General features: G+C 45.8%; 27 protein-coding genes. 4 read left to right on the forward strand and 23 right to left on the reverse strand.

What is annotated here, in order from left to right:
• Positions 1–10: 10 nt before the first annotated feature.
• The 9 genes from rfbB to spsA are packed head-to-tail and all read right to left on the reverse strand — an operon-like array spanning position 11 to position 8,840.
• Entirely contained in the window at positions 11–958 is a 948-nt protein-coding gene (gene rfbB, locus M1D65_RS18870) for a dTDP-glucose 4,6-dehydratase (RefSeq protein ID WP_021480913.1), read from the reverse strand.
• Complete coding sequence (locus tag M1D65_RS18875) at positions 958–1,698, reverse strand: sugar phosphate nucleotidyltransferase (protein ID WP_017696230.1); 741 nt, start codon at positions 1,696–1,698, stop codon at positions 958–960. The genes rfbB and M1D65_RS18875 overlap by 1 nt, the downstream gene beginning before the upstream one ends.
• 24 nt (positions 1,699–1,722) lie before the next feature.
• Positions 1,723–2,742: a PseG/SpsG family protein gene (locus tag M1D65_RS18880; protein WP_021480915.1), complete on the reverse strand. Its 1,020-nt coding sequence runs from the start codon at positions 2,740–2,742 to the stop codon at positions 1,723–1,725.
• Between the two features lie 2 nt (positions 2,743–2,744).
• Positions 2,745–3,467: a glycosyltransferase family protein gene (locus M1D65_RS18885; RefSeq protein ID WP_032725144.1), complete on the reverse strand. Its 723-nt coding sequence runs from the start codon at positions 3,465–3,467 to the stop codon at positions 2,745–2,747.
• Entirely contained in the window at positions 3,460–4,581 is a 1,122-nt protein-coding gene (locus M1D65_RS18890) for an N-acetylneuraminate synthase family protein (protein WP_064671814.1), read from the reverse strand. The genes M1D65_RS18885 and M1D65_RS18890 overlap by 8 nt, the downstream gene beginning before the upstream one ends.
• Entirely contained in the window at positions 4,581–5,450 is an 870-nt protein-coding gene (locus tag M1D65_RS18895; protein ID WP_456270681.1) for an N-acetyltransferase family protein, read from the reverse strand. The genes M1D65_RS18890 and M1D65_RS18895 overlap by 1 nt, the downstream gene beginning before the upstream one ends.
• Positions 5,451–6,620 (reverse strand): DegT/DnrJ/EryC1/StrS family aminotransferase, encoded by a 1,170-nt coding sequence (locus tag M1D65_RS18900; protein ID WP_456270682.1) that lies wholly within the window; start codon positions 6,618–6,620, stop codon positions 5,451–5,453.
• Between the two features lie 20 nt (positions 6,621–6,640).
• Positions 6,641–8,065 (reverse strand): CDP-glycerol glycerophosphotransferase family protein, encoded by a 1,425-nt coding sequence (locus M1D65_RS18905; protein ID WP_161621771.1) that lies wholly within the window; start codon positions 8,063–8,065, stop codon positions 6,641–6,643.
• Between the two features lie 4 nt (positions 8,066–8,069).
• The gene (gene spsA / locus M1D65_RS18910; protein ID WP_029946239.1) at positions 8,070–8,840 is read right to left on the reverse strand and encodes a spore coat dTDP-glycosyltransferase SpsA; all 771 of its coding nucleotides are present in this window, start codon (positions 8,838–8,840) and stop codon (positions 8,070–8,072) included.
• 319 nt (positions 8,841–9,159) lie between these two features.
• On the opposite strand from spsA, the gene gerQ reads away from it, so the two are divergent.
• Positions 9,160–9,705 (forward strand): spore coat protein GerQ, encoded by a 546-nt coding sequence (gene gerQ / locus M1D65_RS18915; RefSeq protein ID WP_014481253.1) that lies wholly within the window; start codon positions 9,160–9,162, stop codon positions 9,703–9,705.
• Between the two features lie 43 nt (positions 9,706–9,748).
• On the opposite strand, the gene M1D65_RS18920 is transcribed toward gerQ, so the two are convergent.
• From M1D65_RS18920 to M1D65_RS18930, 3 genes are all read right to left on the reverse strand, one after another.
• On the reverse strand, positions 9,749–10,120 hold the full coding sequence (locus tag M1D65_RS18920; protein ID WP_456270683.1) for a DUF423 domain-containing protein: 372 nt from the start codon (positions 10,118–10,120) through the stop codon (positions 9,749–9,751).
• 61 nt (positions 10,121–10,181) lie between these two features.
• Positions 10,182–11,504: a purine/pyrimidine permease gene (locus M1D65_RS18925; protein WP_015384975.1), complete on the reverse strand. Its 1,323-nt coding sequence runs from the start codon at positions 11,502–11,504 to the stop codon at positions 10,182–10,184.
• 19 nt (positions 11,505–11,523) lie between these two features.
• The gene (locus tag M1D65_RS18930; protein WP_014481255.1) at positions 11,524–11,841 is read right to left on the reverse strand and encodes a YwdI family protein; all 318 of its coding nucleotides are present in this window, start codon (positions 11,839–11,841) and stop codon (positions 11,524–11,526) included.
• 167 nt (positions 11,842–12,008) lie between these two features.
• Between M1D65_RS18930 and M1D65_RS18935 the strand changes: the two genes are divergently transcribed.
• Positions 12,009–13,379, forward strand: coding sequence for an aldehyde dehydrogenase (locus M1D65_RS18935; RefSeq protein ID WP_456270684.1), 1,371 nt, complete (start codon positions 12,009–12,011; stop codon positions 13,377–13,379).
• Positions 13,380–13,403: 24 nt separating this feature from the next.
• Here the strand turns inward: M1D65_RS18935 and M1D65_RS18940 are convergent, their stop codons facing one another.
• The 5 genes from M1D65_RS18940 to M1D65_RS18960 form a co-directional block, all read right to left on the reverse strand.
• Positions 13,404–14,081 carry a uracil-DNA glycosylase gene (locus M1D65_RS18940; protein ID WP_015384978.1) on the reverse strand — a complete coding sequence of 226 codons (678 nt, stop codon included), beginning with the start codon at positions 14,079–14,081 and terminating at the stop codon, positions 13,404–13,406.
• Between the two features lie 13 nt (positions 14,082–14,094).
• Complete coding sequence (locus M1D65_RS18945; RefSeq protein WP_015250953.1) at positions 14,095–14,901, reverse strand: glycosyltransferase family 2 protein; 807 nt, start codon at positions 14,899–14,901, stop codon at positions 14,095–14,097.
• Positions 14,902–14,990: 89 nt separating this feature from the next.
• On the reverse strand, positions 14,991–15,524 hold the full coding sequence (locus M1D65_RS18950) for a hypothetical protein (protein WP_124072622.1): 534 nt from the start codon (positions 15,522–15,524) through the stop codon (positions 14,991–14,993).
• Positions 15,525–15,571: 47 nt separating this feature from the next.
• Positions 15,572–16,207, reverse strand: coding sequence for a permease prefix domain 1-containing protein (locus M1D65_RS18955; RefSeq protein WP_041338319.1), 636 nt, complete (start codon positions 16,205–16,207; stop codon positions 15,572–15,574).
• Positions 16,200–16,538 (reverse strand): PadR family transcriptional regulator, encoded by a 339-nt coding sequence (locus tag M1D65_RS18960; RefSeq protein WP_003227432.1) that lies wholly within the window; start codon positions 16,536–16,538, stop codon positions 16,200–16,202. Before M1D65_RS18960 ends, M1D65_RS18955 begins: the two co-directional genes overlap by 8 nt.
• 143 nt (positions 16,539–16,681) lie before the next feature.
• Here M1D65_RS18960 and M1D65_RS18965 point away from each other — a divergent pair, with 143 nt between their 5' ends.
• Positions 16,682–17,497, forward strand: coding sequence for a bifunctional hydroxymethylpyrimidine kinase/phosphomethylpyrimidine kinase (locus tag M1D65_RS18965; protein ID WP_014665830.1), 816 nt, complete (start codon positions 16,682–16,684; stop codon positions 17,495–17,497).
• 89 nt (positions 17,498–17,586) lie between these two features.
• Here the strand turns inward: M1D65_RS18965 and M1D65_RS18970 are convergent, their stop codons facing one another.
• From M1D65_RS18970 to scrA, 4 genes are all read right to left on the reverse strand, one after another.
• Entirely contained in the window at positions 17,587–17,835 is a 249-nt protein-coding gene (locus tag M1D65_RS18970; protein ID WP_041351290.1) for a hypothetical protein, read from the reverse strand.
• Positions 17,836–18,156: 321 nt separating this feature from the next.
• Complete coding sequence (locus M1D65_RS18975) at positions 18,157–18,480, reverse strand: hypothetical protein (RefSeq protein ID WP_064671809.1); 324 nt, start codon at positions 18,478–18,480, stop codon at positions 18,157–18,159.
• A gap of 264 nt (positions 18,481–18,744) precedes the next feature.
• Positions 18,745–20,184, reverse strand: a complete 1,440-nt coding sequence (sacA, locus tag M1D65_RS18980) for a sucrose-6-phosphate hydrolase (protein WP_064671808.1) — start codon at positions 20,182–20,184, stop codon at positions 18,745–18,747.
• Positions 20,181–21,566: a PTS system sucrose transporter subunit IIBC gene (gene scrA, locus M1D65_RS18985; RefSeq protein WP_029318665.1), complete on the reverse strand. Its 1,386-nt coding sequence runs from the start codon at positions 21,564–21,566 to the stop codon at positions 20,181–20,183. Before scrA ends, sacA begins: the two co-directional genes overlap by 4 nt.
• A 301-nt stretch (positions 21,567–21,867) precedes the next feature.
• Between scrA and M1D65_RS18990 the strand changes: the two genes are divergently transcribed.
• Positions 21,868–22,638: a formate/nitrite transporter family protein gene (locus M1D65_RS18990; RefSeq protein WP_064671807.1), complete on the forward strand. Its 771-nt coding sequence runs from the start codon at positions 21,868–21,870 to the stop codon at positions 22,636–22,638.
• 38 nt (positions 22,639–22,676) lie between these two features.
• On the opposite strand, the gene sacT is transcribed toward M1D65_RS18990, so the two are convergent.
• Both sacT and M1D65_RS19000 read right to left on the reverse strand, forming a co-directional pair.
• Positions 22,677–23,507 (reverse strand): sac operon transcriptional antiterminator SacT, encoded by an 831-nt coding sequence (sacT, locus tag M1D65_RS18995; RefSeq protein ID WP_003227423.1) that lies wholly within the window; start codon positions 23,505–23,507, stop codon positions 22,677–22,679.
• A 39-nt stretch (positions 23,508–23,546) separates the two neighbouring features.
• Entirely contained in the window at positions 23,547–23,849 is a 303-nt protein-coding gene (locus M1D65_RS19000; RefSeq protein WP_003222155.1) for a hypothetical protein, read from the reverse strand.
• Positions 23,850–24,096 lie beyond the last annotated feature (247 nt).

Below are 24,096 nucleotides of genomic sequence, written 5' to 3' on the forward strand. Positions count from 1 at the left end.
GATCACCTTCTCATCGGTCATTGTCTGTATACCACTGAATCGTACGCGCAATGCCTTCTTCAAACGTCACTTCCTGCCGCCAGCCCAGTTCGTTTTTCAGCTTTGATGCATTGATCGCATAGCGCCGGTCATGCCCTTTTCGGTCTTCCACGTGGGCGAACAATTCCTCACAGCCCAGATGCTTCAAAATGGCACTCGCCAGCTCTTTATTCGTGCGTTCATTTCCGCCTCCGATGTTATACACCTCGCCGTCGGTCCCTTTTTCTAAAATCAGCTTGATCGCGCGGCAATGATCCTCCGCAAACAGCCAGTCTCGGATCTGGAGTCCATCGCCATACAGCGGAACAGGCAGGCCCTGCTTCGCATGACGGATAATCGTCGGAATCATTTTTTCGCTGTGCTGATAAGGTCCGTAATTGTTGCTGCATCGTGTAATGATGGCCGGAAGCTTGTGGGTTTTCACATAAGACAACACGAGCAAATCAGAGCTTGCTTTGCTGGCTGAGTATGGGTTATTAGGAGAAAGCGGCGTCGTTTCTGTAAACGCGGGATCATCCGCTTTTAAATCCCCGTATACCTCATCTGTTGAAATATGAATCAGCTTCTTGGCTTTTCCTTTCAAGACCGCTTCCGCCAATCGGTATGTCCCCATGACATTTGTGGTGATAAACGGCTCCGCTTGGGAAATGCTTCTGTCCACATGCGATTCTGCTGCGAAGTGAATGACGCCATCGTAGGTCTCTTCAAAAGCGCGGTCGATATCCTCCTGAACGCTGATGTCCCCTTTTACAAAGCGAAAACGGCTGTTTTGCTTTAATTTTTCCATTTCCTCCGGGTGGCTGGCGTACGTCAGTTTATCTAAAACGGTAATGCGCGCATCCGTTTCCCTCAGCATGAGCTTTGTAAACGTGAGCCCGATGAAGCCGGCCCCGCCTGTAATTAAATATGATTTTGCCATCACTTTTCGTCCTGTCCTTTCCGTAAATCCTGGTGTACAAGCTGGGAAGCGAGATAAAGCGATTCGTGAGTTCCGGCATCTACCCACCAGCCTGATAACACATCATACGTAAGCTGGCTGTTTTCGATGTATAGATTATTCACATCGGTGATTTCCAGCTCGCCGCGCTTTGATGGTGATATTTGTTCAATATACGAAAACACCTCTGCATCATACATATAAATGCCGGTAACACAAAGGTTGGTCGGTGGCTGTTCGGGCTTTTCGATGATGGAACGAATCCGCTTGTTTTTCTCATCAATCTCAGCAATCCCGAAGCGTTCTGGGTCATCAACTTCTTTCAGAAGCACTTTTGCTCCTTTCCCCTGCTGTTCAAAGCGTTCTGTATAAGGCTTTAATGAATCTTCAAAAATATTATCACCTAATAATAAAATGAAAGACTCTTTTTTCGTAAAGCGCTTTGCATAAGACAGCCCATCCGAAATGCCCGATGCTGCCGGCTGTACTTGATAAGTGATAGTAACGCCAAGCTCTTCTCCGTTTCCAAGCAGTTTATAAAATTGCGGCATATGCTCTTTTTGGCTGATGAGTAAAATGTCTTTTATTCCGGCTTCCTCCAGCTTCATAATCGACCAGTATATCATCGGATACGGGCCTACAGGAAGCAAATGCTTGTTGACGGCTTTCGTTAAGGGCATAAGGCGTGAGCCGTTTCCTCCGGCTAAAATAACACCTTTCACATTAACACTTCCTTACATGCATTTTTATATCTTTTGTTCATATAAATCTTGAAGAATAGCTGTTACCCGCATAATGCCTTTGCCATCCACGAGCGGCCTTCCTCCCTTATGCAAAGAAAGGCGAAGAGGATAGCTGCTCATAATGCGCGACATCTGATAGATGAGTGTTTCATCCGGTACAAGCTCACCCAATCCAAGATCAAGAGCGGCGCCTTGGTCAGCAAATGTTTTGGCTGTAGCCGTTTGATGCTCAACCTGAGAAAGAACAAGGCACGGCACGCCGATGCAAATGGCTTCATATAGAGAGATGCCGCCGGCGACAATGGCTGCGTCCGCTTGTTTCATCAAACCTGCCATATCATTTGTCTGTTCGATCATCTTGTACTGCGGCTTCTTTTCGATCCGCCTTCGGACTGCCTCTTGATGCGGTGAAGCGCTCCCCATCACAAACATTATGTTTTTGTCTTTTATGTCGGGGACTTGATCAGCGGCAGCCAGCACTTTAAAAATAAGCTGCTTCGGATCACTTCCTCCTAATGCAACAAGGATATTGCGGCAGTCTTTCTTAAGTGTGTAATCCTCTCTTGCGGCCTGAAAGGCGGGGTGAAGAATAAGATAGTCCGGACCTTCATAGATGCGTGTGTTTCCCTGAACGTACACCCTGCTTCTGATGTCACCGTAAATTCCGTTAATGACTGCGTCACTATATTGAATCGATTTACCGTTTTTCTCTTCAAAAAGAACAATTTTCGCATCTGTCTCCGTCTTTATTTTCTTTAACAGCTCTGCAGGCGCGCCTAGAATATCAAACAAAAGCAAATCAAGCTTCTTGCTTTTTATTTCCCGGAGAATAAATTCGTGCTGCTGTAGCTCCGGCTTTACGATGACCTGCCAATGCTCTTCATGAAGAAACGCTTCAGAATCCTGATTCGTATAAAACGTAATCAAGCATCGCTGTTTGAGCCCCTCCGCAAGTCTCTTCATCCGGACAACATGGCCCATCCCCTTTTCATAGCCGCCGTCTGCGAAGATCCCAACATGCATGGCTATTCAGCCTCTCGTTCGATTGCCGCATCGGGATTCCGGTTCAGAAGGGTGATAAGCTCTGAGGCGGATACATCGGGGCGCTCGCCTGCTTTTTGATAGAGAGCCTTTATCGATTCATAGTCTTCCTTTGTATCAATGGTCAGCCGATATTGAGGGGCGCGAAATCGTTCCGGCGCCTCTAAAAACTGAACACGATAAAGAGCTGGATGATTCCTTATATATAACGTGACATGCTCCTGATATTGATCCTCCATATTCTGAATACGGCTGATGTCAATTAACAGGTTGGCGTTGACCACTTCGCCGCAAATCCCTAATGGGGCATTCAGGATATACGTATAATCCGACCCTTGATCAAAATGCGCCTTAATCATTACATCGAGCAGCTCCGGATCGACAAACGGATTATCACCCGTTAACCGGATGATGACTGACGGTTTAACAGCTTCTATGACCTTCACAAACCTATCGAGGACACGTTCTTCGCTCCCGCGGAAAACACGAAAGCCTTGTTTGATACAGTGCGCCTCTAATATGTCGTCAGTTTCTTTGTCAGACGTGGCGATGACAAGATTATCCCGATCCTTTTGGTAAAATGCGCTTTGCCGGACACGGTGAACGAGAATATCAAGTAAACGATTCGATCCGAGCGGTCGAAGCACTTTTCCCGGAAGCCTTGTTGAACCCATTCTTGCTTGAATGATAAAGAGAATATCATTCATGAAACGGGCTGTCCTTCAGTAAAATGTCATCCCAGACAATGCCTGTGTCGGCCGGAATGTCTCTTACAGCCCGAACACCGCTGGTCAGCAGTTCAAAAAATCTCGGGTGCAGCCCCTGCGGCTTTTGTCCGGGCCGAAGCACTGCGATATTGTCTTCACTGAAGGCTTCACCTTTTTGAATCGGAGCTGTTGTAAAAATGCCTCTATATGCAAAGTTTCTGATTTCTCCTTCGATGGCGGTCGTTGTTTTGTATGAACTGCCAAGCAGTTTTTCAGAGACCGGCTTTGTGATCCCCTGTTTCAGCTCAGCTTCCGTTTTCCTGATGCCATCGACCATTTCTTTCAATTCATCCGGATTTAATGCAAACGAGTGGTCGGCACCCGGCAGATTTTTATCGATCGTAAAATGCTTTTCTATGAGTTTTGCTCCGAGCCGAACCGCGGCACACGGCGCTTCTGTCGGATGCTCGCTATGATCGGAGAAGCCGATTACCGCCTCAGGAAAAGCGGCGGCAAGCATCGGAATGACGCTGAGGTTGCTGTACTCCGGCGGTGCTGGGTATTTCGCCACACAATGCATTATGGCAATTTGATTGTTTCCCTCTGCCCTGATGGTGCGCCAAGCTTCGTGAACATCAGAGATTTCAGCTCCGGCTGTCGAGAAAATCATCGGCCTGTTCAGCCGGGCGACATATTTGAGCAGCGGGAGATGGTTAATTTCATAGGATGCGATTTTAAAAGCGCTCGGCGAGGTAGACTGAAGCAGATCAGCTGACCTCTCGTCACATACCGTACTTAAAAAGATCACCTGCTTTTCGCGGCAGTAATCCAATAGCGGTAAAATCCACTCAACAGGCATTTCCATAGATTGAACCAAAGAAAAAATAGAGACGTCCTTGCCCGCTGCCGTCTTGTACAAACCAGGATCTTTCTGGTACATCCTATCAGCTTGGAACATTTGAAATTTCACGGCATCCGCTCCCGCTTCCGCCGCGGCGTCTATCAGCGCAAAAGCCTGATCAAGCTTCCCGTCATGATTAATCCCCGCCTCAGCAATAATAAAAACAGGAGCGTCTTTGCCTACAGTTTTATTCGCGATCTGAAACGCTGCCATTATTTCGCCTCCTTGCCTGGCCAAATATGATAATAGTAATACGATTGTTCAGCGGTGAAGCCCATTCGTTCATAAAGGCGGATCGCCCTTACATTGTGAAGCTGCGTCCCCGCTGTTACCGTTCTATGCTTCTGGGTCTCCGGTTGTTCTATGAGATTCGCCAATAAATGAAACGCAATACGTTTCCCTTCAAATCCCGGCTTTACAGCCATCAAATCGAGAATGCACTCATCATCTCTTGATAAGCCCTGAAGATAGCCGATGACCTCGCCATTGTATTTAGCGACAATATTGACCGCCGCCCTTCCATTCAGATTGTTTCGTGTCCACTCCTGAAATATTTCGTTTGCTGCATCGCGGCTGAGATGAGGATCCTGAAAATATCTGCTTTTTGTAAACGAGTCTCGGGCCAGCTCACATATCGCTTCTGTGTCTCCGGGCTCAGGCGGGCCCAGTTCAAAAAATGGCGGTGTTTTGTCATAAAAAGACGGAGGCATCGCCAGCTTCAGCAAACTCCCGACAAAATAAGAGGATGGCTGCTGTTGTATCACATGCGCGGCTCCGATATCTTCAGCCGGAACACGGGCAAAGATAAAATCCGTTTCATCCATTTGGCGTACAGTATAAAAAGCTTCAAACAGCCTCTTTAGCTGCCCGGTACTATTTGCCGCAAGAAGTTTGACGTTCATGACTTTCTTCTGAAGCACCTTGCTTTCCCACAAAGAATCTTCGTAAAGCAATACGCCTTGGAGCCTGCTGTTTTCAAAAAGGCCGAGGGAAAATTGATACGGAACATCCAATGTAAGCTTTCTGCTTTGGAGAAATTCCTCAATTGCCTCTTTGGAGACATTTTCTTTTACCGTATACACTTAATCAGCCCCTTTTACGATATCCCGCACAGCTTCAATGACATCATCTACATCGTCGTCAGACATTGATGGATAGAGCGGGAGAGAAAGGGTTCGTTTATAGTAATTCATGGCATTCGGAAAGTCCGCTTCCTTATATCCAAATTGCTTTTGATAATACGGATGAATGTGTACTGGAATAAAATGAACGCTAGTGCCGATATTGTATTCATCCTTTAAAGCCGTAATCATTTCGCTGCGCGTAACCCCGGCCTTTTTTTCATCAACTTGCAGAACATATAGATGCCAGGCGTGCCTGCCGTCATCATGGACAAACGGCGTGATCAGCCCAGGAATCTGCTGAAAAGCGGTTTGATAGCGGCCGGCAATCCCTTCTCTCCGTTTCTGCATATCATCCAGCCGTTTCAGCTGATGAAGTCCGAGGGCCGCCTGCAAATCAAACATATTCATCTTATAGCCGGGCGATTCGACTTCATAGTACCAGCTGCCATTTGAAGAATAACGGTTCCATGCGGCTTTACTCATGCCGTGAAGGCTTAGCACCCGGATCTTATCAGCAAGCTCCTCATCATCAGTCGTCAGCATGCCGCCTTCCCCTGTCGCGAGGTTTTTGGTGGCGTAAAAGCTGAATGCCGTTGCATCCCCGATAGAACCAATCATTCTTTGCTTATAAGTCGTATATACCGCATGTGCCGCATCCTCCAGCACGAATAAACCATGATTTTGGGCAATAGCCAATATTGCATCCATATCGCAGGACTGCCCGCCAAAGTGGACGGGCACAACTGCTTTCGTTCGCGGTGTGACGGCCGCCTCAAGCTTTACCGGGTCAATATTGAGCGTGTTTTCGTCAATATCCGCAAACACAGGCGTCGCTCCCGTATGAATAATCGTATTGGCGGTCGAGCTGAACGTAAGCGGAGAGGTAATGACCTCGTCCCCGGGCCCGATCCCTTTTGCTTTCAAAGCCAAAAATAAAGCTGCGGTACATGAATTCACCGCCACGGCGTGCTTCGCCCCGACAAACGCGGCAAACTCTTTTTCAAACTGCTGAACCTTCGGGCCTTTAGAGAGCCATCCCGATTCAAGCGTTTCTGTAACCTCCTGAATTTCTTCCTTACCGATTAACGGCAATGAGTAAGGGAGAAAATGATTTCTCTTTTGCACCATTTCTTTGCGCTCCTATCATTTTATTCAGTATCTTCCCGCCTGTAATCAACCCCTGTTTTGGCTTTCAGTTCCGCAAATAAAGCATTTGTTGATTCTGCCACCGGATAATTAGCCGCTATGAATGCCAGGCGCGCCTCTTCTGCTTTTTGATGCACGTCGGGCCTTCGAAGAACTTCAACTAAGGTGTGCGCTAGTTCATCCGGCTGGTCAAACATAAAATCGCCAAGAGACTCATAATACGGATACGAGCGATTTCCGGACGATTTTCCGATCAGCACAGGCTTTTGAAACAGCATGGCTTCAAGACCGACTGTCGAGGTTTGCGTCACTGCGGCATCAGCATACGGCAGCAAATCATAAAGCTCCAGCTCCTTTTTGATGACTCTGCATGCTTTATGTTTTTTCGCCGCCTCGTGATACAGATCAAGCTTGTTTTTTCCGATTTCCCACGGGTGAGGTTTGATAATAATCTGCAGCTGCTTCTGATCAGAAAGCCCCTGCAGCACACCGGAATAAAAGTCTTCTGAAAAGGGCTGAGTGGCAATGAGCACAATTTTTTTAGTCGGCTGAAAAGCAAGTTTTCGATAGAATATGGACATATCCATAGGCGTTCTGTTAAAAATCTGATCGAAGCGGGGATGTCCCGTTACGAGAATCTGCTCGGGTTTACAGCCTTTTCGTATGAACCACTCTGCTTCATACGCACCAAAAACAGCTTGATAGGTTGTAAAAACAGGAATGAAGGCTTCATCTCCCATCAATGCGCCATGCTGAAGACAAATGCTGACGGCCCCTTTTCTTTGACACATGAGAGCGAGCACCCTGCTGTAAATGTCTTCTGCCGTTCCGACAATAACAGCTGAAATCTTTTCCTGTTCAAACAGCGCATCAACTGTATCAATGGCCTCTATAAATAAAGGAATATCTTTGAAAAGCCGGTCGCGAAACGCTTGATCACCAAATGCCGGGTGATCATCATAAGGGGCGAGAAGCGAACAGGCTGTTTCGAGATACTGCTTCGAATCGCCTTTTTGGCATGAATCCGCAATCTCCCGCTTGCTAATTACAGGCAGATCACAATAATGCGGCAAACTCCATCTGGCCAAAACAGCTGTTTTTTCAGGATCAAATTGATAGTAATTTTCGTTTGAAAAACGCAGGTAATCAAAGTGCAAAATGACTTTCCCTTTAACAGGTTTGTCATTTGTTTTAACGATGTTTTGGATTCTTTCTTCAAAAAACGGCTGAATCTGTCCCTCATCGATATGCTGATCCACCGATCCGAATAATTCCGGTTCTTCTTCCATCATCACCCTCAGCTCAGGGCTGATGTATTGATAAAAATTACTGATAAGCCCAAGCGGAATCCCTTTGTAGCGAAGTTTGTCAAAAAGCTCCACGTACTTCCGGTACAGCACCCAATAATTGCTTAAATAGGCCGACAAGCTCTCACCCCATTCCAAGCTTTTTTAATGATTCACGCAGCTCTCGGCAATTTCGCTGCGGAGGAAGGTTCCTGACAAATTCATTTTTTTCTGATTCAAACAGCTGAAAGTGAATCGATTGGTCGGTAATATAATTCAGGTCCAGCTCCTCATCCAGTGGGTAAAACGGATAAAAATGATTGACTCTCCAAAAGAACCGGGCATCTCCAATACGGTAAAACGCCGGGCTTTCATCCCAATAGGAGCCAAACTTCTCCTTTACCTTCTCAAGCACCGAATACCTGTGCATCACCGAGCAATGATCAATTGCGCACGGTGCGTTCCATGTCACTTGAGCGGCAGGCCTGACCGTTTCTTTTACAATGTCGCGATTCTCGTTTAAATGATAGGTTTTGGAGGCTGAGTAAATCACAGCCTTTTCAGGATGGGTATCGAGCTCCCGCACCATTTTCAGGAGGCGGTCCGGCATATAGATGTTGTCATCCGTCGCATAGGTGATATATTCACCCTCCGCCATCTCAATCGCCTGATTGATCAGTGCCGCGTATCTCGTTTTTTCTGTTCTTTCCTTCACTCCAGATACATCGCTTTGATAAAAACGCACTCGGTTATCATTCAAAAAAGGACGGATTACATTCAGCGTCTCTTCATTGGAGTTGTCATCCATAATAAACAATTCAAAATCTGAAAACGTTTGTGAGAGTATGCTAGAAATGGACTTTGCCACATAATCGCTTTTGTTATAGCTCGTCATAATGACTGATACTTTCGGCAAATCCTACACCTCCTTCTTGGAACTTCACACCTGAAACTATCGTTATCTTATGTTGCTTATGCTCAAGTTGCGCTAGGGATACAAACCAATATGCGAAAAGTTTGTGTATGTCTCTGAAAAACAGCGGATGCCCAGAGCGAAATCTGATCGGTCCGCTGTTCTTTTTCAGCATAATCCAAGCATCAGCCTCATAAGGTGAAAGAGATAAAAATCGCACCAGCGACTAAGATCGTTTTCCATCGGAGGTGAGTCATCGCGGAGCGTTCACCTATACATCCAGAACATGTTTTGAATGGTTTTCATAAAAAGGAGGAACGATATGAAACCGAAAAAAAATCAATATCAGCAAATGCAGGCATTTGATAATATGCAGGGGTATCAGCCTCAGTTTGGCGCCAACCCGTACCCGCAGCAAGGCCAAGGCTCACAAATGCAGCCAATGGGGATGCAGCCAATGATGCCAATGCAGCAGGGACAGCAAGGACAACAAGGACAGCAGGGATTTGGATTCCCGGGCCAGCAGCAGGGCGGCGGTTTTCAAATTCCATCGGGGCCTACACCGTCAGGACCGGGCCAAAGCGTTCCCGGCATGCTGCCTGTTGAGGAATCTTACATCGAGAATATTTTGCGCCTGAATCGGGGAAAAACGGCCACCATTTATATGACATTTGAAAACAGCAAGGAATGGGGCTCGAAGATTTTTCGCGGCGTCATCGAAGCTGCGGGCCGGGATCACATTATTATCAGCGACCCGAAATCAGGAACACGCTACCTGCTCCTGACAATCTACCTCGATTACATTACATTTGATGAAGAAATTGCTTATACGTATCCATATTCCATGGCGTCCTATTCGCCAAGATAAGAAAAAAGCCAATCACTCATATGATGAGGATTGGCTTTTTTGTTTATAGATATTTGACGGCTGCGACAACGATCATAATCCAAGAAATAATAAACGCCACACCGCCGAGCGGGGTGATCGCTCCAAGAATGGAGATTTGCGTCACACTTAGAATATATAAGCTTCCGGAAAACAGCACAATTCCCGCAAACATCAGCAATCCGGCTGTCGTGACACTGCCTATGCCGGATAATTTATCAGCCAGAAACGCGACAACGAATAACCCAAGGGCGTGATACATATGATACTGCACGCCTGTGTGCCAAACCTGAAGATATTTATCAGGTATTTTCCCTTCTAATCCGTGAGCGCCGAATGCTCCGAGTCCCACGGCAAGCAGGGCGTTAATAGCCCCTAATATGATAAAAACTTTCATCTATCTCTCCCGCCTTTTCGTTAAACTCATATCATTTATCTTATCGCACCTGCACCAAAATTCAATGTTTGTTCTCCGTTGACACGAGATTGTCGGATTTTCTCCTGCGCCAAAGCTGGAACTGGTCAGCCGCTATTGCAGCAAGCGTCCCTAATACGAGCCCGTTGCTTAATAGAGAAATAAATACCGGATGCAATCCCTTTAACGCAGTTTCAGGAACAAACATGATACCGACCCCTGTGAGCAGCGAGATGCCGATGATAGACCTCACCCTTTTTGATTCTTCTTTCTCATATGAATCAAATTCGGCAAAGGCCAGACCGCCCATTGCGGAGAACACAACAAAATTCACCGCAAACCCAACGGGTGAAGGCAGGCTCGCAAACGTATTCATAAAAAACGGGATCACGCTGATCACGATAACCAGAATACTGCCGAGCATAAACGGTTTTTTAGAAGGCATTTTGGTCGTTTCAATAAAACCTGCGGCTCCCGAAATCGGAACAGGGGCAATAGCTCCCGTCAAACCGCTAAGCAGATGGCTGAATGAAGCGGCAAAACCGGCATGGCGTTCATGATGCTTTCCATCAGGCTGTTTGCTGAATTTTTTCACGGCGATGTCCACGACCTTCATGCTCGCCAGCATATTCACGATCAGCAAGATGGTAATAAAAATAGAAGTGATGATCAGGCCGCTGTTAAATAATGGTGTCCCAAAAGGAAACAGGGAAGGCAGCTGAAACAGCCGGTCCGGCATTTCAATCGGCTTTGCCGCTCCGGCAGCCGCAAACAGCACCCATCCGCCGAACAAGGCTAATAAAATAGAATATTGCTTAAAAAACATGATGTTCGAATTTGTCATTATAAAGGCGGCAGCGATCACAACAAGCGCCAGGCCAAATACAAGACCGTCCACCCCGTCCTGTCGATAACCGATTCCGAGAATTCCTTTTATAATGGGCTGACTCAGCTGCATGACAAGAAGCAATAAATAGACGCCCGTTACAACCGGAGTAAACAATTTTGCAAGTCTGTCAATGACCTTGAAAACACTTAACAAAAAGAAACATACAGCGCTTACAAGAAGGGCTCCCTGCAACCCCCGCAGTGTGTCTCCATATGTCGCAAACACAGTTCCCGTCAGCCCTGCGTAAATCGTATACACTCCCCACCACAAGCCGGCTGGGCTTTCATTGATCGGCAGTCTGTGGCCTTTCAAACACTGAATGACGGCGGCAATTCCCAGTACAAAAAAAGTGCTTTGAATCAATCTCGCAGAATCCGAGTGATCCAGATGAAACGACTGGGCAACCGCCACCGGAACAACAATCGCCGCAGCAATGATAAACGCTGTCCATTGCAGCGCGCCAAGAACCAATTTCACGTAAGCTCAACCTCTCTCTTTAAAAATCAAATAAAGACTCTCCGTTTCCATCCTCTTCCTGCTTCTCTTTTTCTTGCTTTCGAAATTTGTTTAATCCCGCGCTCCCCATCATTTTTTCCATCATCAGCTGGTCTGTCGATGGCGGCGCGGCAGGACTTGGCGTAACGCTCGGCTGTATGCGGGGCGCGCTCACGTTCTCCGGCTGATCAAGCACGACATCACACAGAGAACGGACAACCGCTACATAACGCTTCAGCTCCTCATCCCGTTCAGCTGTTTTTGCTTTTTTCAGCTCCTCTTCCATCTTTTGAATTAATGCAGATATATGAATGTTCATGAAGCACCCTCCAAAAAAATAAATGTTGTCTTCCTGCATTTTATCAAATTCCTGCTGTAAACGCAGATATGAGTTTGTTATTTTTTCTGACAAACCTTGCGCGATTGACAAGCAGAAGAGATTTTTCACATAATAAATCACCATACCTTACAAAAAGGAGAAACGGAATGAACAGCATCCCCTCTATCATCAGCAAGCATAAAGCCTATTTTGCGGCGGGACATACGAGACCGCTTGAATCGAGACTGAACATTTTGCGAAAGCTGAAACAAGCCGTCAGAACTCATGAAGCCGATCTCATAGCCGCTCTCTACCAGGATCTCCACAAATCCGAGCAAGAAGCATACTCAACAGAAATCGGAATCGTCTTGGAGGAAATCAGCTTTGTCATGAAACGGCTGAGAAAATGGTCCAAGCCGAAACGAGTCAAAACGCCGTTGACTCATCTAGGCTCCAAAAGCATCATCATCCCTGAGCCGTATGGAACCGTTTTGGTGATTGCGCCTTGGAATTATCCCTTGCAGCTGGCGCTTTCTCCGTTGATTGGAGCCATTGCGGCGGGGAACACGGTCGTTCTCAAGCCATCAGAATATACGCCGGCTGTTTCCGCTGCACTTTCGAAACTCATCAGCAGCGTTTTTCCGACCGATTATGTCGCTATGGCAGAAGGCGGGCCCGACGTCAGCACAGGATTATTACAGCAGCCCTTTGACTACATTTTCTTTACCGGCAGCGTAGCCGTGGGAAAAGTCGTCATGGAGGCCGCCGCCAAACAATTAATTCCCGTAACCTTGGAGCTCGGCGGCAAAAGCCCCTGCATCGTCCATAAAGATGCTGACATTCAGCTTGCCGCCAAACGCATCGTCTTCGGGAAATTTACAAATGCGGGACAAACCTGCATCGCACCGGATTATTTATTTGTCCACGAGGACATCAAAACGAAGCTCACAGAAGAAATGAACCGTGCGATCAGAGAATTTTACGGCCCTCAGCCGGAACGGAATCCGCAGTACGGCAAAATCGTCAGTGAACGGCACTATCAGCGGCTGCTCAGCTTTCTGAATGACGGCATCCCACTCACAGGCGGACAATCTGATCCCAATCATCACAAAATTGCGCCGACCATTCTCGAACAAGTGAGAGATGACTCTCCAGTGATGCAGGAGGAGATTTTCGGGCCGATTCTTCCGCTCTTTACATACCGCGATATCGGGGAAGTCATTGAAAAAGTCCAATCGCGCCCTAAGCCGCTCGCCCTGTATCTCTTCACCACAAACAAAGAAATTGAGCGCGCTGTTTTAGGAAATCTGTCGTTTGGCGGGGGCTGTGTCAATGATACGTTAATGCATGTGGCGACGCCGTATTTGCCATTCGGCGGCGTGGGGGAAAGCGGCATCGGCAGCTATCACGGGTTTGACAGTTTTAACACATTCACGCACAAAAAAAGCGTCGTCAAACAAACGAACCGCTTCGACTTCGCATTTCGTTATCCTTCCTCCAAAAACGGGCTGCGAATGATTCGAAAAATACTCAAATAAAAAAGCGCAGATCACCTGCGCTTTTTACAAATCCTTAATACACCAATCAATCGGCGCCTCTCCCATTTTCTCCAAATAGGCATTCGCCCGGGAAAACGGTCTGCTCCCGAAAAATCCGTTTCTCGCCGAAAACGGGCTGGGATGCGTCGATTCAATGATAAAATGCTTGGACGTGTCGATCCGTTCTTTTTTCATTTGGGCATGCCGTCCCCATAAAATAAAGATAACCGGCTGCTCCCTTTCATTCAGCACGTCAATAATTCGGTCCGTCAGTCGCTCCCAGCCTTTTCCCTTATGGGAATTCGCCTGTCCGCGCCTTACTGTCAGCACAGTATTCAGCAAAAGAACGCCTTGCTTTGCCCAGCTCACAAGCGACCCGTGATTCGGGATGCTGCACCCGATGTCCTGCTGCAGTTCAAGAAAAATATTTTTTAACGAAGGCGGCTGCTTTACACCGGGCTTGACAGAGAAGCTTAAACCTTGAGCCTGTCCCGGCCCGTGATACGGATCTTGTCCCAGAATGACGACCTTGACATCATCATATGATGTATAATGCAGCGCATTGAAAATATCCCGGCTGTCCGGATAAATCGTTTGCTCCGCGTATTCCCGCTTCAGCATTTCTCTGAGCTCTTGATAATACGGTTTCTCAAACTCTTCCTTTAGCTGATTCCACCAGCTGTCTTGTAAAAGCTGTTTCAAGATTCAGGCCCCCTTACGAACGATGAAGTCTGGAATAGACAGGCTCGCCATCCCAAACCATTTCACTTTTTGCTTCCCGCCTCTTCATCTCAGGCTCTTCAAGCAGGACGGCAAAGTTTTTCGTCGGCAGCTCCCCGAGTCCGTGCTTTTCACTTAAACGATCCAAATATTGCTTCCGCTTGGCGCCAAGGTCCGCAGACTGATTGTCTCCCGCGTCACTGAAGGCATAAATCACACTGGCGCAAGGGACACGCTTCACCCGGTAATCCTTGGCCGCGCGCAGATAAAAATCCCAATCCCAGTAATTGTGCACATCAGCATCGAAATACCCGATTTCATCATGCAGAAAACGTCTGTACATGCTGCCCGACGGCACGTATGTAGAAAACACTCTCATATCCTCATAGTCAGCGGTGTAAGCAAACAATTTCCGTGACACTGGATATCTTGTTCCGTTTTTCTCTTCAAACGAAACTATTTCCGCATCAGAATGAACGAAGTCTGCCGTTTCTATTTCCTTTGCCATTTTCTCGATATGCCCTGGCGTAAAGAAATCATCGTCATCACACAGCATAATGCAATCGCCAGACGCCTCTTTTACACCGGCATTTCTCGCAGCCACATGCCCCGAGTTCTTTTCTAAATTGATGACAGCAATCGGCAGCTCCGGATACAGTGCTTTGACCGGCACGACCGATTCCCCGGCATCATTCACAATAATAATTTCATACGGCTTCAAGGTCTGGCGGGAAATCGACTCCAAAAGCTCACACAAAGCCGGAATCCGATTATAGGTCACAATTACGATAGAAATCTTCATGATGCTCTCCTTCTCATTTTCATAGTCATGTACTATTAAAACATATATTGGACGGGAGATCAGTGGGAATATCCTACTGAAACGGCATACTACAATGATAGAAACAGCAAAGTGGCTCCGATCAGAAGCACCATGATCAGTATCAGATCTCCAAAGACATGAAAGATATCTTTCATGCGGACGCCATTCGGAAGGATAAGACGCCACAGCTTAGATTGATAGACCGGCAGCAGCACCAGTGCATAAGAAAGACACAAAAATGTAAAAGCCGGCGGCACAAAAGCACAGCCTGCATCGTCCCAATTCATCATGATGTCTTTCATACTAGATCCATCCAATAAAAACAAAGATATCATGAGGGCTAGCAACACAAAGGACCCCAATTGAACCTCAAACAGGCGCATTTTCTGGTTATATGCAAATCGGACCGCCCAAAACCAGACATAAGCATATGAACATAGCAGCGTAAGAATGGCACCTGCTGTAAAGACGACATCAGGCAGCCGATCAAGCAGAAAAACAAAAGGCAAGCTGGCTGCCATAGCCAAGAGCATGCAGCCACCAGTAAACAAAAATACTGCCCCATGAGCTACAAAACCATATAAACAAGAGCTAATCCTCACGACATACACCTCCTTTACATAGAAATTCTATGTATACACCTAAAAAATCAGACAAGCTGACGCCTGCCAATATAACAGCCCATTCGGCCAAATAACGGAAATAACAGCGTTGCAAAAGCACAAGTTCCAACAAACCAAGGTGTCAACAAGGATTGAAACAGCGCAGCAGGAATTACATTGAATAGAAAAACAAGCATAAAAATGACGTTTGGCACCATTGAGATCAGAATCGTATGTAGAACAAGCTTTTCTCCGCGTTTTCCAAACTCCTTCACGCCTTGATACCCAATCAGCACCCAGTAGATCATATATGCAGCTAAGATCAGCCAAACAGAAACAGAAATGCCTTTCCATACTGCTTGAACAAACGGTGATTCAAGCCATACATGCATTATTGTAATCGCAATGCCGACAGCGAATAGGGCACTGTTACAGAAAAGATGGAACATCAAAAACGCACGGAACGTTACTGGCTGTATTTTCTTAAACGAAGAAACAATGTCAGTTGGTGTTCCAAACGCCTGCAATAAAGTCTGCATAGCTTCCTCCTCACTCTTTCCTTCCTGAAAAGAGCAAAACAGATGATGTTCAATATGGCTCTCAATCTCTTCTATCATTGCCTCGTCTTCAGGAAGCCCTTTAAGCCCGCTTTTGATTTCGGATACATATGTTTCTTTATCCATTTTGTCCGCTCCACTTCAGTATTCGGTCCATCATGGCTGAAAATACGCTCCATTCCTTCGTGCGTTCCGCCAGCACTTCTTTGCCTTCGTCTGTAATCCGGTAATATTTGCGGTCCGGTCCTTTCTCCTGCTTCTCCCAGTAGGAAGAAATATATCCTTGGCGTTCAAGCTTGTGAAGAGAAGGATACAAGGTCCCTTCTTTCATCTGCAGTTCGTTTCCGCTGCGGCTTCCCATTTCTTTTACAAGCTCATAGCCGTACATCGGCCGCTCGTTCAGAAGCGTCAATACCAATATAACCGTGCTTCCCTTAACCAGCTCACGATTTAACATCTCAAAACCCCTACCTAGTTTTCTTATGTAGCATTTTACGAAAGCACCTTGAGATTGTCAAATGATTCCTATAGATCTTCTATATTGTGATACAGAGAAAATCTAACTATAATGAAAGACAAAACACGATGGAGGTTCAAGACATGTCTATGCATAAAGCACTCACCATTGCCGGCTCAGATTCCAGCGGCGGTGCTGGGATTCAAGCTGATTTAAAAACATTTCAAGAAAAAAACGTATACGGGATGACCGCCTTAACGGTGATCGTTGCGATGGACCCAAACAACAGCTGGGACCATCAGGTATTCCCGATCGATACTGATACAATCCGCGCCCAGCTTGCAACAATTACGGACGGCATCGGCGTGGACGCCATGAAAACAGGAATGCTGCCAACCGTTGATATTATCGAGCTTGCGGCAAAAACGATCAAAGAAAAACAATTAAAAAATGTGGTAATTGACCCGGTTATGGTTTGCAAAGGTGCTAATGAAGTCCTTTATCCGGAGCACGCCCAAGCCCTGCGTGAGCAATTGGCTCCGCTAGCCACTGTCATTACGCCAAACTTGTTTGAAGCCAGCCAGCTCAGCGGCATGGATGAACTAAAAACAGTTGACGATATGATCGAAGCCGCGAAAAAAATTCACGCACTCGGCGCTCAATATGTCGTCATTACAGGCGGAGGCAAACTCAAACACGAGAAAGCCGTTGATGTTCTCTATGACGGAGAAACAGCGGAAGTCCTTGAAAGCGAAATGATCGATACGCCTTATACACATGGCGCAGGCTGTACATTCTCAGCAGCCGTGACAGCGGAGCTTGCCAAAGGTGCGGAAGTCAAAGAAGCCATTTACGCAGCAAAAGAATTCATCACTGCTGCCATTAAAGAATCCTTCCCGCTAAACCAGTATGTTGGTCCTACGAAGCATTCTGCACTGCGCCTGAATCAACAATCATAAAAAAAGGGGCTGCCTTACAGAGAGGCAGCCCTTTTTAAATCACCGAAGACTTTTCACAGAAAAAACTGCCGATCCCATCGGCAGCCTGTTTATTTGATTTTTAAATTGTTTGCAGATTTCCTCAAAAATGTTTCTATCGACTGAACAAAAAGTGCATATTCCTTCATTTGTTCATATGCCCGCGTGAGAATTTCCGCCGTTTCACTGTGCGGCGTTGTTCCGCCAAGCATTTTTTTCAGCAGAAGCAGCACATCCTTATATTCTTCTCGCTTATCTTCAACTTGGTTAGCAGCCTTTTCCAAACATTCCGGTGTTATCTTCTGTTCATGTATATTCAAGAAAACAACTCCTTTTACAGAAAAAAATAGTAGGTTATCGTTGAAGAATAGCACAGATGGCTCAGATTTCACATAAGAAAATAGAAGGATAATTTAATTTAGATTATTTCTTACTAAATTTCTTATTTTTCTACTTTAAAAAACAGTTCCGTACAAGAAAAGACATAAAACATAGTATTTTTATATTCCTCCGGAACAACAAGGAGACCACAAAGCACCAATTAATAAAGAAGCATTATCTTTTTTGTATTCAGGTTTTCATTACATACCATATAGTTAAATAGACATTTGCCAGTTTACGATTAAAACAATTTAACAGTTTTAATTAACTAGTCCTGGAGTACAAAATGTGCCTAACGGTACACTACCATTAGTGGCTGTACCGTGATATGTAGCTTTAATTTGATTATTTGTAAGGATCTCGGTTGAATATAACGGCAAAACTCCATACCAGCATCCTCCTTTATTGGAAATATACAAAAAATTAGGACGGACATCTTCAATTTTTTGATAAATCAGATTAACCTCTACCTCTTTCGTATCCCCATAACTTTGAGGTGAAAAATCCATTGAACTAGCAAGTGTTAACGAAGGTGAACATACCAGACAAATGACGAATAAGAAACCAGTTAAAATTTTCTTCACTTTAAACCCTCCTAAGTTATAAATCTAGAATTTATTATACAATATATATCTAATATGTAAATATATAGATGTATGTTGTATATAGTGATTAATTACAATTAATCTTAAGTGACAGATAAATCTCTTTATTTTTCCATTAAGTGTAGTCATCAAAAATTATCTTGATACTATTCAACTTGACATAAGGCTCTTATAAAAAAACTGCCTTTTAAAAATTAGGCAGGTTTTTTCGAAACCTGTGTCTATAATTTTTCAAAAAAGAAACTACATAAGTGTCCAAATTCCGACATTCATTTCAGATTTCCCGGTCGCACTGGCTGTTACTTCATGATTTCCCGGGAAAGGAAAATATCTCGCACTAAAGACCTCTTCTCCGTTATTCATAAAGATTTCCACAGATGACGCGTCGAGAAACATGTGTACGGTATGCAAATCCTTGATGCGGCAATGTCTCGCTTCTGTTCTTTTTCCGTCAAAGCTCTTTCGTTCCAGCGTAACAATCCCCTCGTCTTTATGGAAGGAAAACGTAGCCGTTCCGCGGATACTGATTGAAAAGCCAGACTCCGTATGAATGTCTTCCAGCAGAATCTCAGCTCTTTCAGGTTTTTCCACTGGAAGCGCACCAGATGATCCATGCATGTTGATGTGTATTTTTTTCTCATTTCTACGCATGGCTTTTAGCTCAGGCAGCGGCTGCTGAATCAGCTTCTGGCCTGAAAGCGTCAGCTGTCTCGGCAGCGTCATGCAGTGAATCCAGTGGCAGTCAATGGTCGGATGAGACCCTTCATCCTGATCAGGCACCGCCATCCATGCAAACAAAATCCGCCTTCCCTGATCGTCTTCAAGTGTTTGCGGCGCGTAAAAATCAAAACCTTGATCAAGCTCCGTAAATTCACCATGCTTCAGTTCAGGCTTGCTATAATCGAGACGGCCGACAAAATAACCTGATTGATATACGTTCTGATAACGGAAACCGTCAGCCTCAAGCCCTTGAGGCGAAACAATCAGCACGTCCGATCCTTGAAGGGAAAACAAATCAGGGCATTCCCACATGTATCCAAAATCGTCCAGCCCGTTGAAGCCCGCGCCGGTTATCGGGCCAAGAAATCTCCACTCACTCAGGTTATCAGAAGCAAACAATACAGCCTGCCCTTTCAAATTCTCTGTTTGCGCACCAATCACCATATACCATGTGCCTTCATGCTCCCATACCTTCGGATCGCGAAAATGCGCCGTATATCCTTCCGGAAGGCGGGCGACAACACCCTTTTTCTCAAAAGACAGCCCGTCGTCAGAAACAGCAAGGCATTGATACGTTTCCCGATTTCCATCCTGATCCCTGACATTTCCTGTGTAAAACAGATAGAGCCGATCGTCTTTCGTGACAGCGCTGCCCGAGTAGCAGCCGTTTTTATCAAACCAATCACTCGGAGCCAGCGCAATCTCTTCCCGCTTCCAATTCACAACATCCTGTGTCGTATAATGCCCCCAAAATTTTGCGCCGTGCCCCGTCTGAAACGGCTGCCACTGAAAGAATACATGATAGCTGCCCTTCCAATAAATCACGCCATTCGGGTCATTCAGCAGCCCAACCGGCGGCATGATGTGAAAATGCTGGCGGTGCGGATCGCTGTTAGCGATGGGCTCTTTTTTCTCCACTTCTTCATAAGCCCGGCGACGAAGCTCCTGGTCATGTGCTGTCATTTTTTCCTCTCCTCATCCTCATTAATCTTCATGACAAATGCTGCAATGAACGCTGACACTGCCGCAATCGCCATGCCAATCAGATAGTGAATCAAGTTGCTGACGCCAAACGGAGCCGCAATGGCGATCATCGGAATTCCCGTTAACCCGTAAGCGTTCGCAGCTACATGTGTAAAGACGACATATGCCCCACCCAATGCGCCTCCGATCATCGCAGCGATAAACGGTTTTCGGTAGCGAAGATTGACTCCGAATATGACGGGCTCAGTAATGCCGAGAAAAGCGGAAAATGCTGCCGGAAGCGCGATTTCTTTTGTCTTCGCCTTTTTCGCCATAAAGAAGACGGCAAGACCTGCCCCGCCCTGTGCGACATTCGCCATTGACCAGATCGGCAGTAAGTAGTTTTTGCCTATATCTGCAATAAGCCCAGCCTCAATCGCATGGAAGCTGTGATGAACACCTGTCAGCACGATGAGTGAATACGTGCCCCCGAAAATCAAACCTGCCACAAAACCGGCATGGTCATACACATAAGTTAAAGCAACCGTAATCCCGGAGCCAAGCGCTCTTCCCAGAGGGCCAATCGCGATAAAAGCAACAAACCCGGTGACAATTACAGTAACAAAAGGTGTAACAAGCAAGTCTACCGCATGCGGAACCACTTTTCTTGTCCATTTCTCTACCTTGCTCATTACATAAACCGCTAGCAGAACAGGGATGACAGTTCCCTGATAGCCTAGAAGCGCGATATCAAATCCGAAAAGATGCATATAATCAGGTGTCGCTTCAGCCAAACCCCATGGATTCAAAAGGTTTGGATGAATCATGATTCCCCCAATGACCGCTCCCAAGTACGGGTTGCTGCCAAATTCTTTTGAAGCGCTTACTCCGATTAGAATCGGCAAGAAAATGAATGCTGCACTTGAAAACATATCAAGCAGCTGAAAAACTGCAGAATCCTTGCTCATCCAATGAAACGCATTGATCATACCCAGCAATCCCATTAACAGGCCGCTGGCCACAATAGCCGGGATAATTGGGACAAAAATATTAGAAAGCGTTTTCGCAAATCTCGCAGCGGGATTCAGCTTTTCTTTTGCCGCATCCTGATGATTGACGTGTTCTTCACGCTCGATATCAGCTTCTTTAGAAAAGGCATCGAATACTTTATTCACAAGGCCTGTTCCGAAAATGATCTGGTACTGGCCAGAGCTGCTGAAAGCCCCTTTAACGCCATCAAGCTCTTCTACTTGTGCTTGATCTATCTTTGATTCATCTTTCATCACTAAACGCAGTCTTGTTGCACAATGAGCCGCGCTGATAATATTTTCTTTCCCTCCGAGAAGCTCAATGAGGCGTTTTGCAGTCTCTTTGTAATCCATCTATTTCTCCCCCTTTTATTTAAACAAAAAAGACCTAAAATTCGCCAACGAATAAAGGACACAGCGATCCTTTTTCATTTACGCAAATTTTAGGTCTTGCCTGCTTTACCAGTCACAATCCCGCTTATTCAGATTAAGAATACGCTTTCATCATAAATCATGACAGCGTTTTCGTCAACTATTTTTTTAGTTAAATAGTTTGATATAACATGTAGACAAAAATTCGTAAAAATTAATTGTGAAACACTTCACAATATCGTGCTATACTATGCTCAATCATGAAAGAAAGCAGGAAAAGACAATGGAAACTCAAGCATTACAAAAGGTTGAACAGTATGCTTTGAAAAAACAAAACATATTCGCTTCAAGCAAAATCCGTTATGTGCTTCGGTCCATTTTGGCCAGTATGTTTATTGGTTTTGGCATTACAGCCGCAAGCAAAACAGGCAGCTATTTCTTTATGGCTGATTCTCCGTTTGCCTTTCCGGCAGCCGCTGTCACTTTCGGGGCTGCTATTGTGCTGATTGCTTACGGAGGCGGGGATTTATTTACCGGCAACACCTTTTATTTCACCTATACCGCGCTCCGAAAAAAAATCCGTTGGCGCGACACCCTGTACTTGTGGATGTCAAGCTATGCCGGCAATCTAATCGGCGCCATTCTGTTTGCCATCCTGATCAGCGCGACAGGACTATTTGAGGAGTCTTCTGTACATTCCTTTTTGATTCATCTGGCGGAGCACAAAATGGAGCCGCCGGCTTCCGAACTGTTTTTCAGAGGATTGCTGTGCAATTGGCTTGTGTGCCTCGCCTTTTTCATTCCAATGTCTCTCAAAGGGGAAGGAGCAAAGCTGTTTGCCATGATGCTTTTCGTTTTCTGCTTCTTTATTTCCGGCTTTGAACACAGCATTGCCAATATGTGCACATTCGCCATCTCGCTTTTGATTGAGCACCCTGATACAGTGACACTGATGGGAGCAGTCAGAAACTTAATCCCCGTTACGCTCGGCAATCTGACCGCGGGAATAGTTATGATGGGCTGGATGTACTACACACTGAATCCTGATCAATAAAAAAACTTCCAGAGATCACTCCCTGCAAGTCAAAGCGGTTATTCCGAGAGATCTTGAAGACGCTGGACATGCAGCGTGATATAGCCGGCCTCGGATTCCGGCAAATGTAATTGATATTCATTTTTCAAAAACTCCGCCAGCTCCAGCGCACATTGATAGGCGAATGAATACTTTTTTTGGATGAAATAAAGCATCTCCTCGTCCATACGATGGAGCGCTTCATTTGATTCCAACCGGCTGACCGCGTATCGCAAATGCGTGACAAGGCGTTGATAGGAAATGCTGTTTTCATCCACCTTTCGATTAAAGTATTGTTCTATTTTCTCTATCATTTCTTTGATCATGGTCGTATGCTTCAGCGCTGAATACATGCTCTCCGCATCCATCTTCGCCGTATGGATGTGAAGGGCAATATAACCCGCTTCATCTTCAGGCAGAGACACGCCCAATGTCTCTTTTACATGTCCGATCGCCCACAGGCCGATCTCATATTCTTTTTTATAGAGCGCCTTTATCTCATGCAGCAATTTATTCTGCACAAGCAGCCCATTTTGAATCCTTTCGATCGCAAAGGACAAATGGTCGGAAAGCGCGATATGAATGTGATCGCTCAGCGGCGCCGCGAGCTCTCCTTCCGCATAGCTGATGATATCCTCAGCTATTTCTATATGCTCCTCCGGCAGTGTTTGCAGGATTTGTTTGAACTTTTCATTCTCGTCGCGCACGACAAAGATCTTTTCCACTTTATTCATAGGGATGAGATCATTTTTCTTTTTTTGAAAAGCGATTCCCGGTCCCATCACGATTTTTTCCTGATCATCCTCTTTTATTAAAGCCGCATTGTTGTTTAATACTTTATAGATTTTCAAGAGGTTATCTCTCCCGCCAATTTGCTTTTGACTGGGATTTTACCTCCTTTTGACCGCCATGTAAAGATGCGGGCCCGCTCTCTCCTGCTTTGGCGATTCCTTGAAGGCTTGCAAACATCTTCTTTTATAAAGCGCGGCGGCTTTCGCTTTCTGCTTTTCTTCCTCATTCACAGCCATCCGCCACTCATAAAACGAAACGAGTCCTGCGGCCTGCACAGCCGCCTTTCTTTGGTATGTACGCTGAGCCGAATAGACCGCGGCAGCCGCAGTTTTTCTGTCCGGCGTCACCCAGTTCATCAAAAAGACCATCCACACCCGTAAAGATACAAGCAAACGTTTCATAGAAAAACATCCCTCCGCTTCTTTTTGGCAGGCAGCCTTTTTAGCAGCCCGTTTTCTCAGCCGCAGCCCGCAAGAAAAGACGGCCGATTTCTTTTCTCGCAAACTAGCGGCTCTAGCAAAACTCATGACTCTATGATAGACCGTGGAAAGAGAATTCTTTGTCACAATATGAGTGAAAAAACCAACTAGTTTTTAGAAGTTTTGTTGAAAGCTGAAAGAATTGAAATGAAAATTGGAGAACCGCTTT

The organism is Bacillus sp. JZ39 (assembly GCF_053903145.1).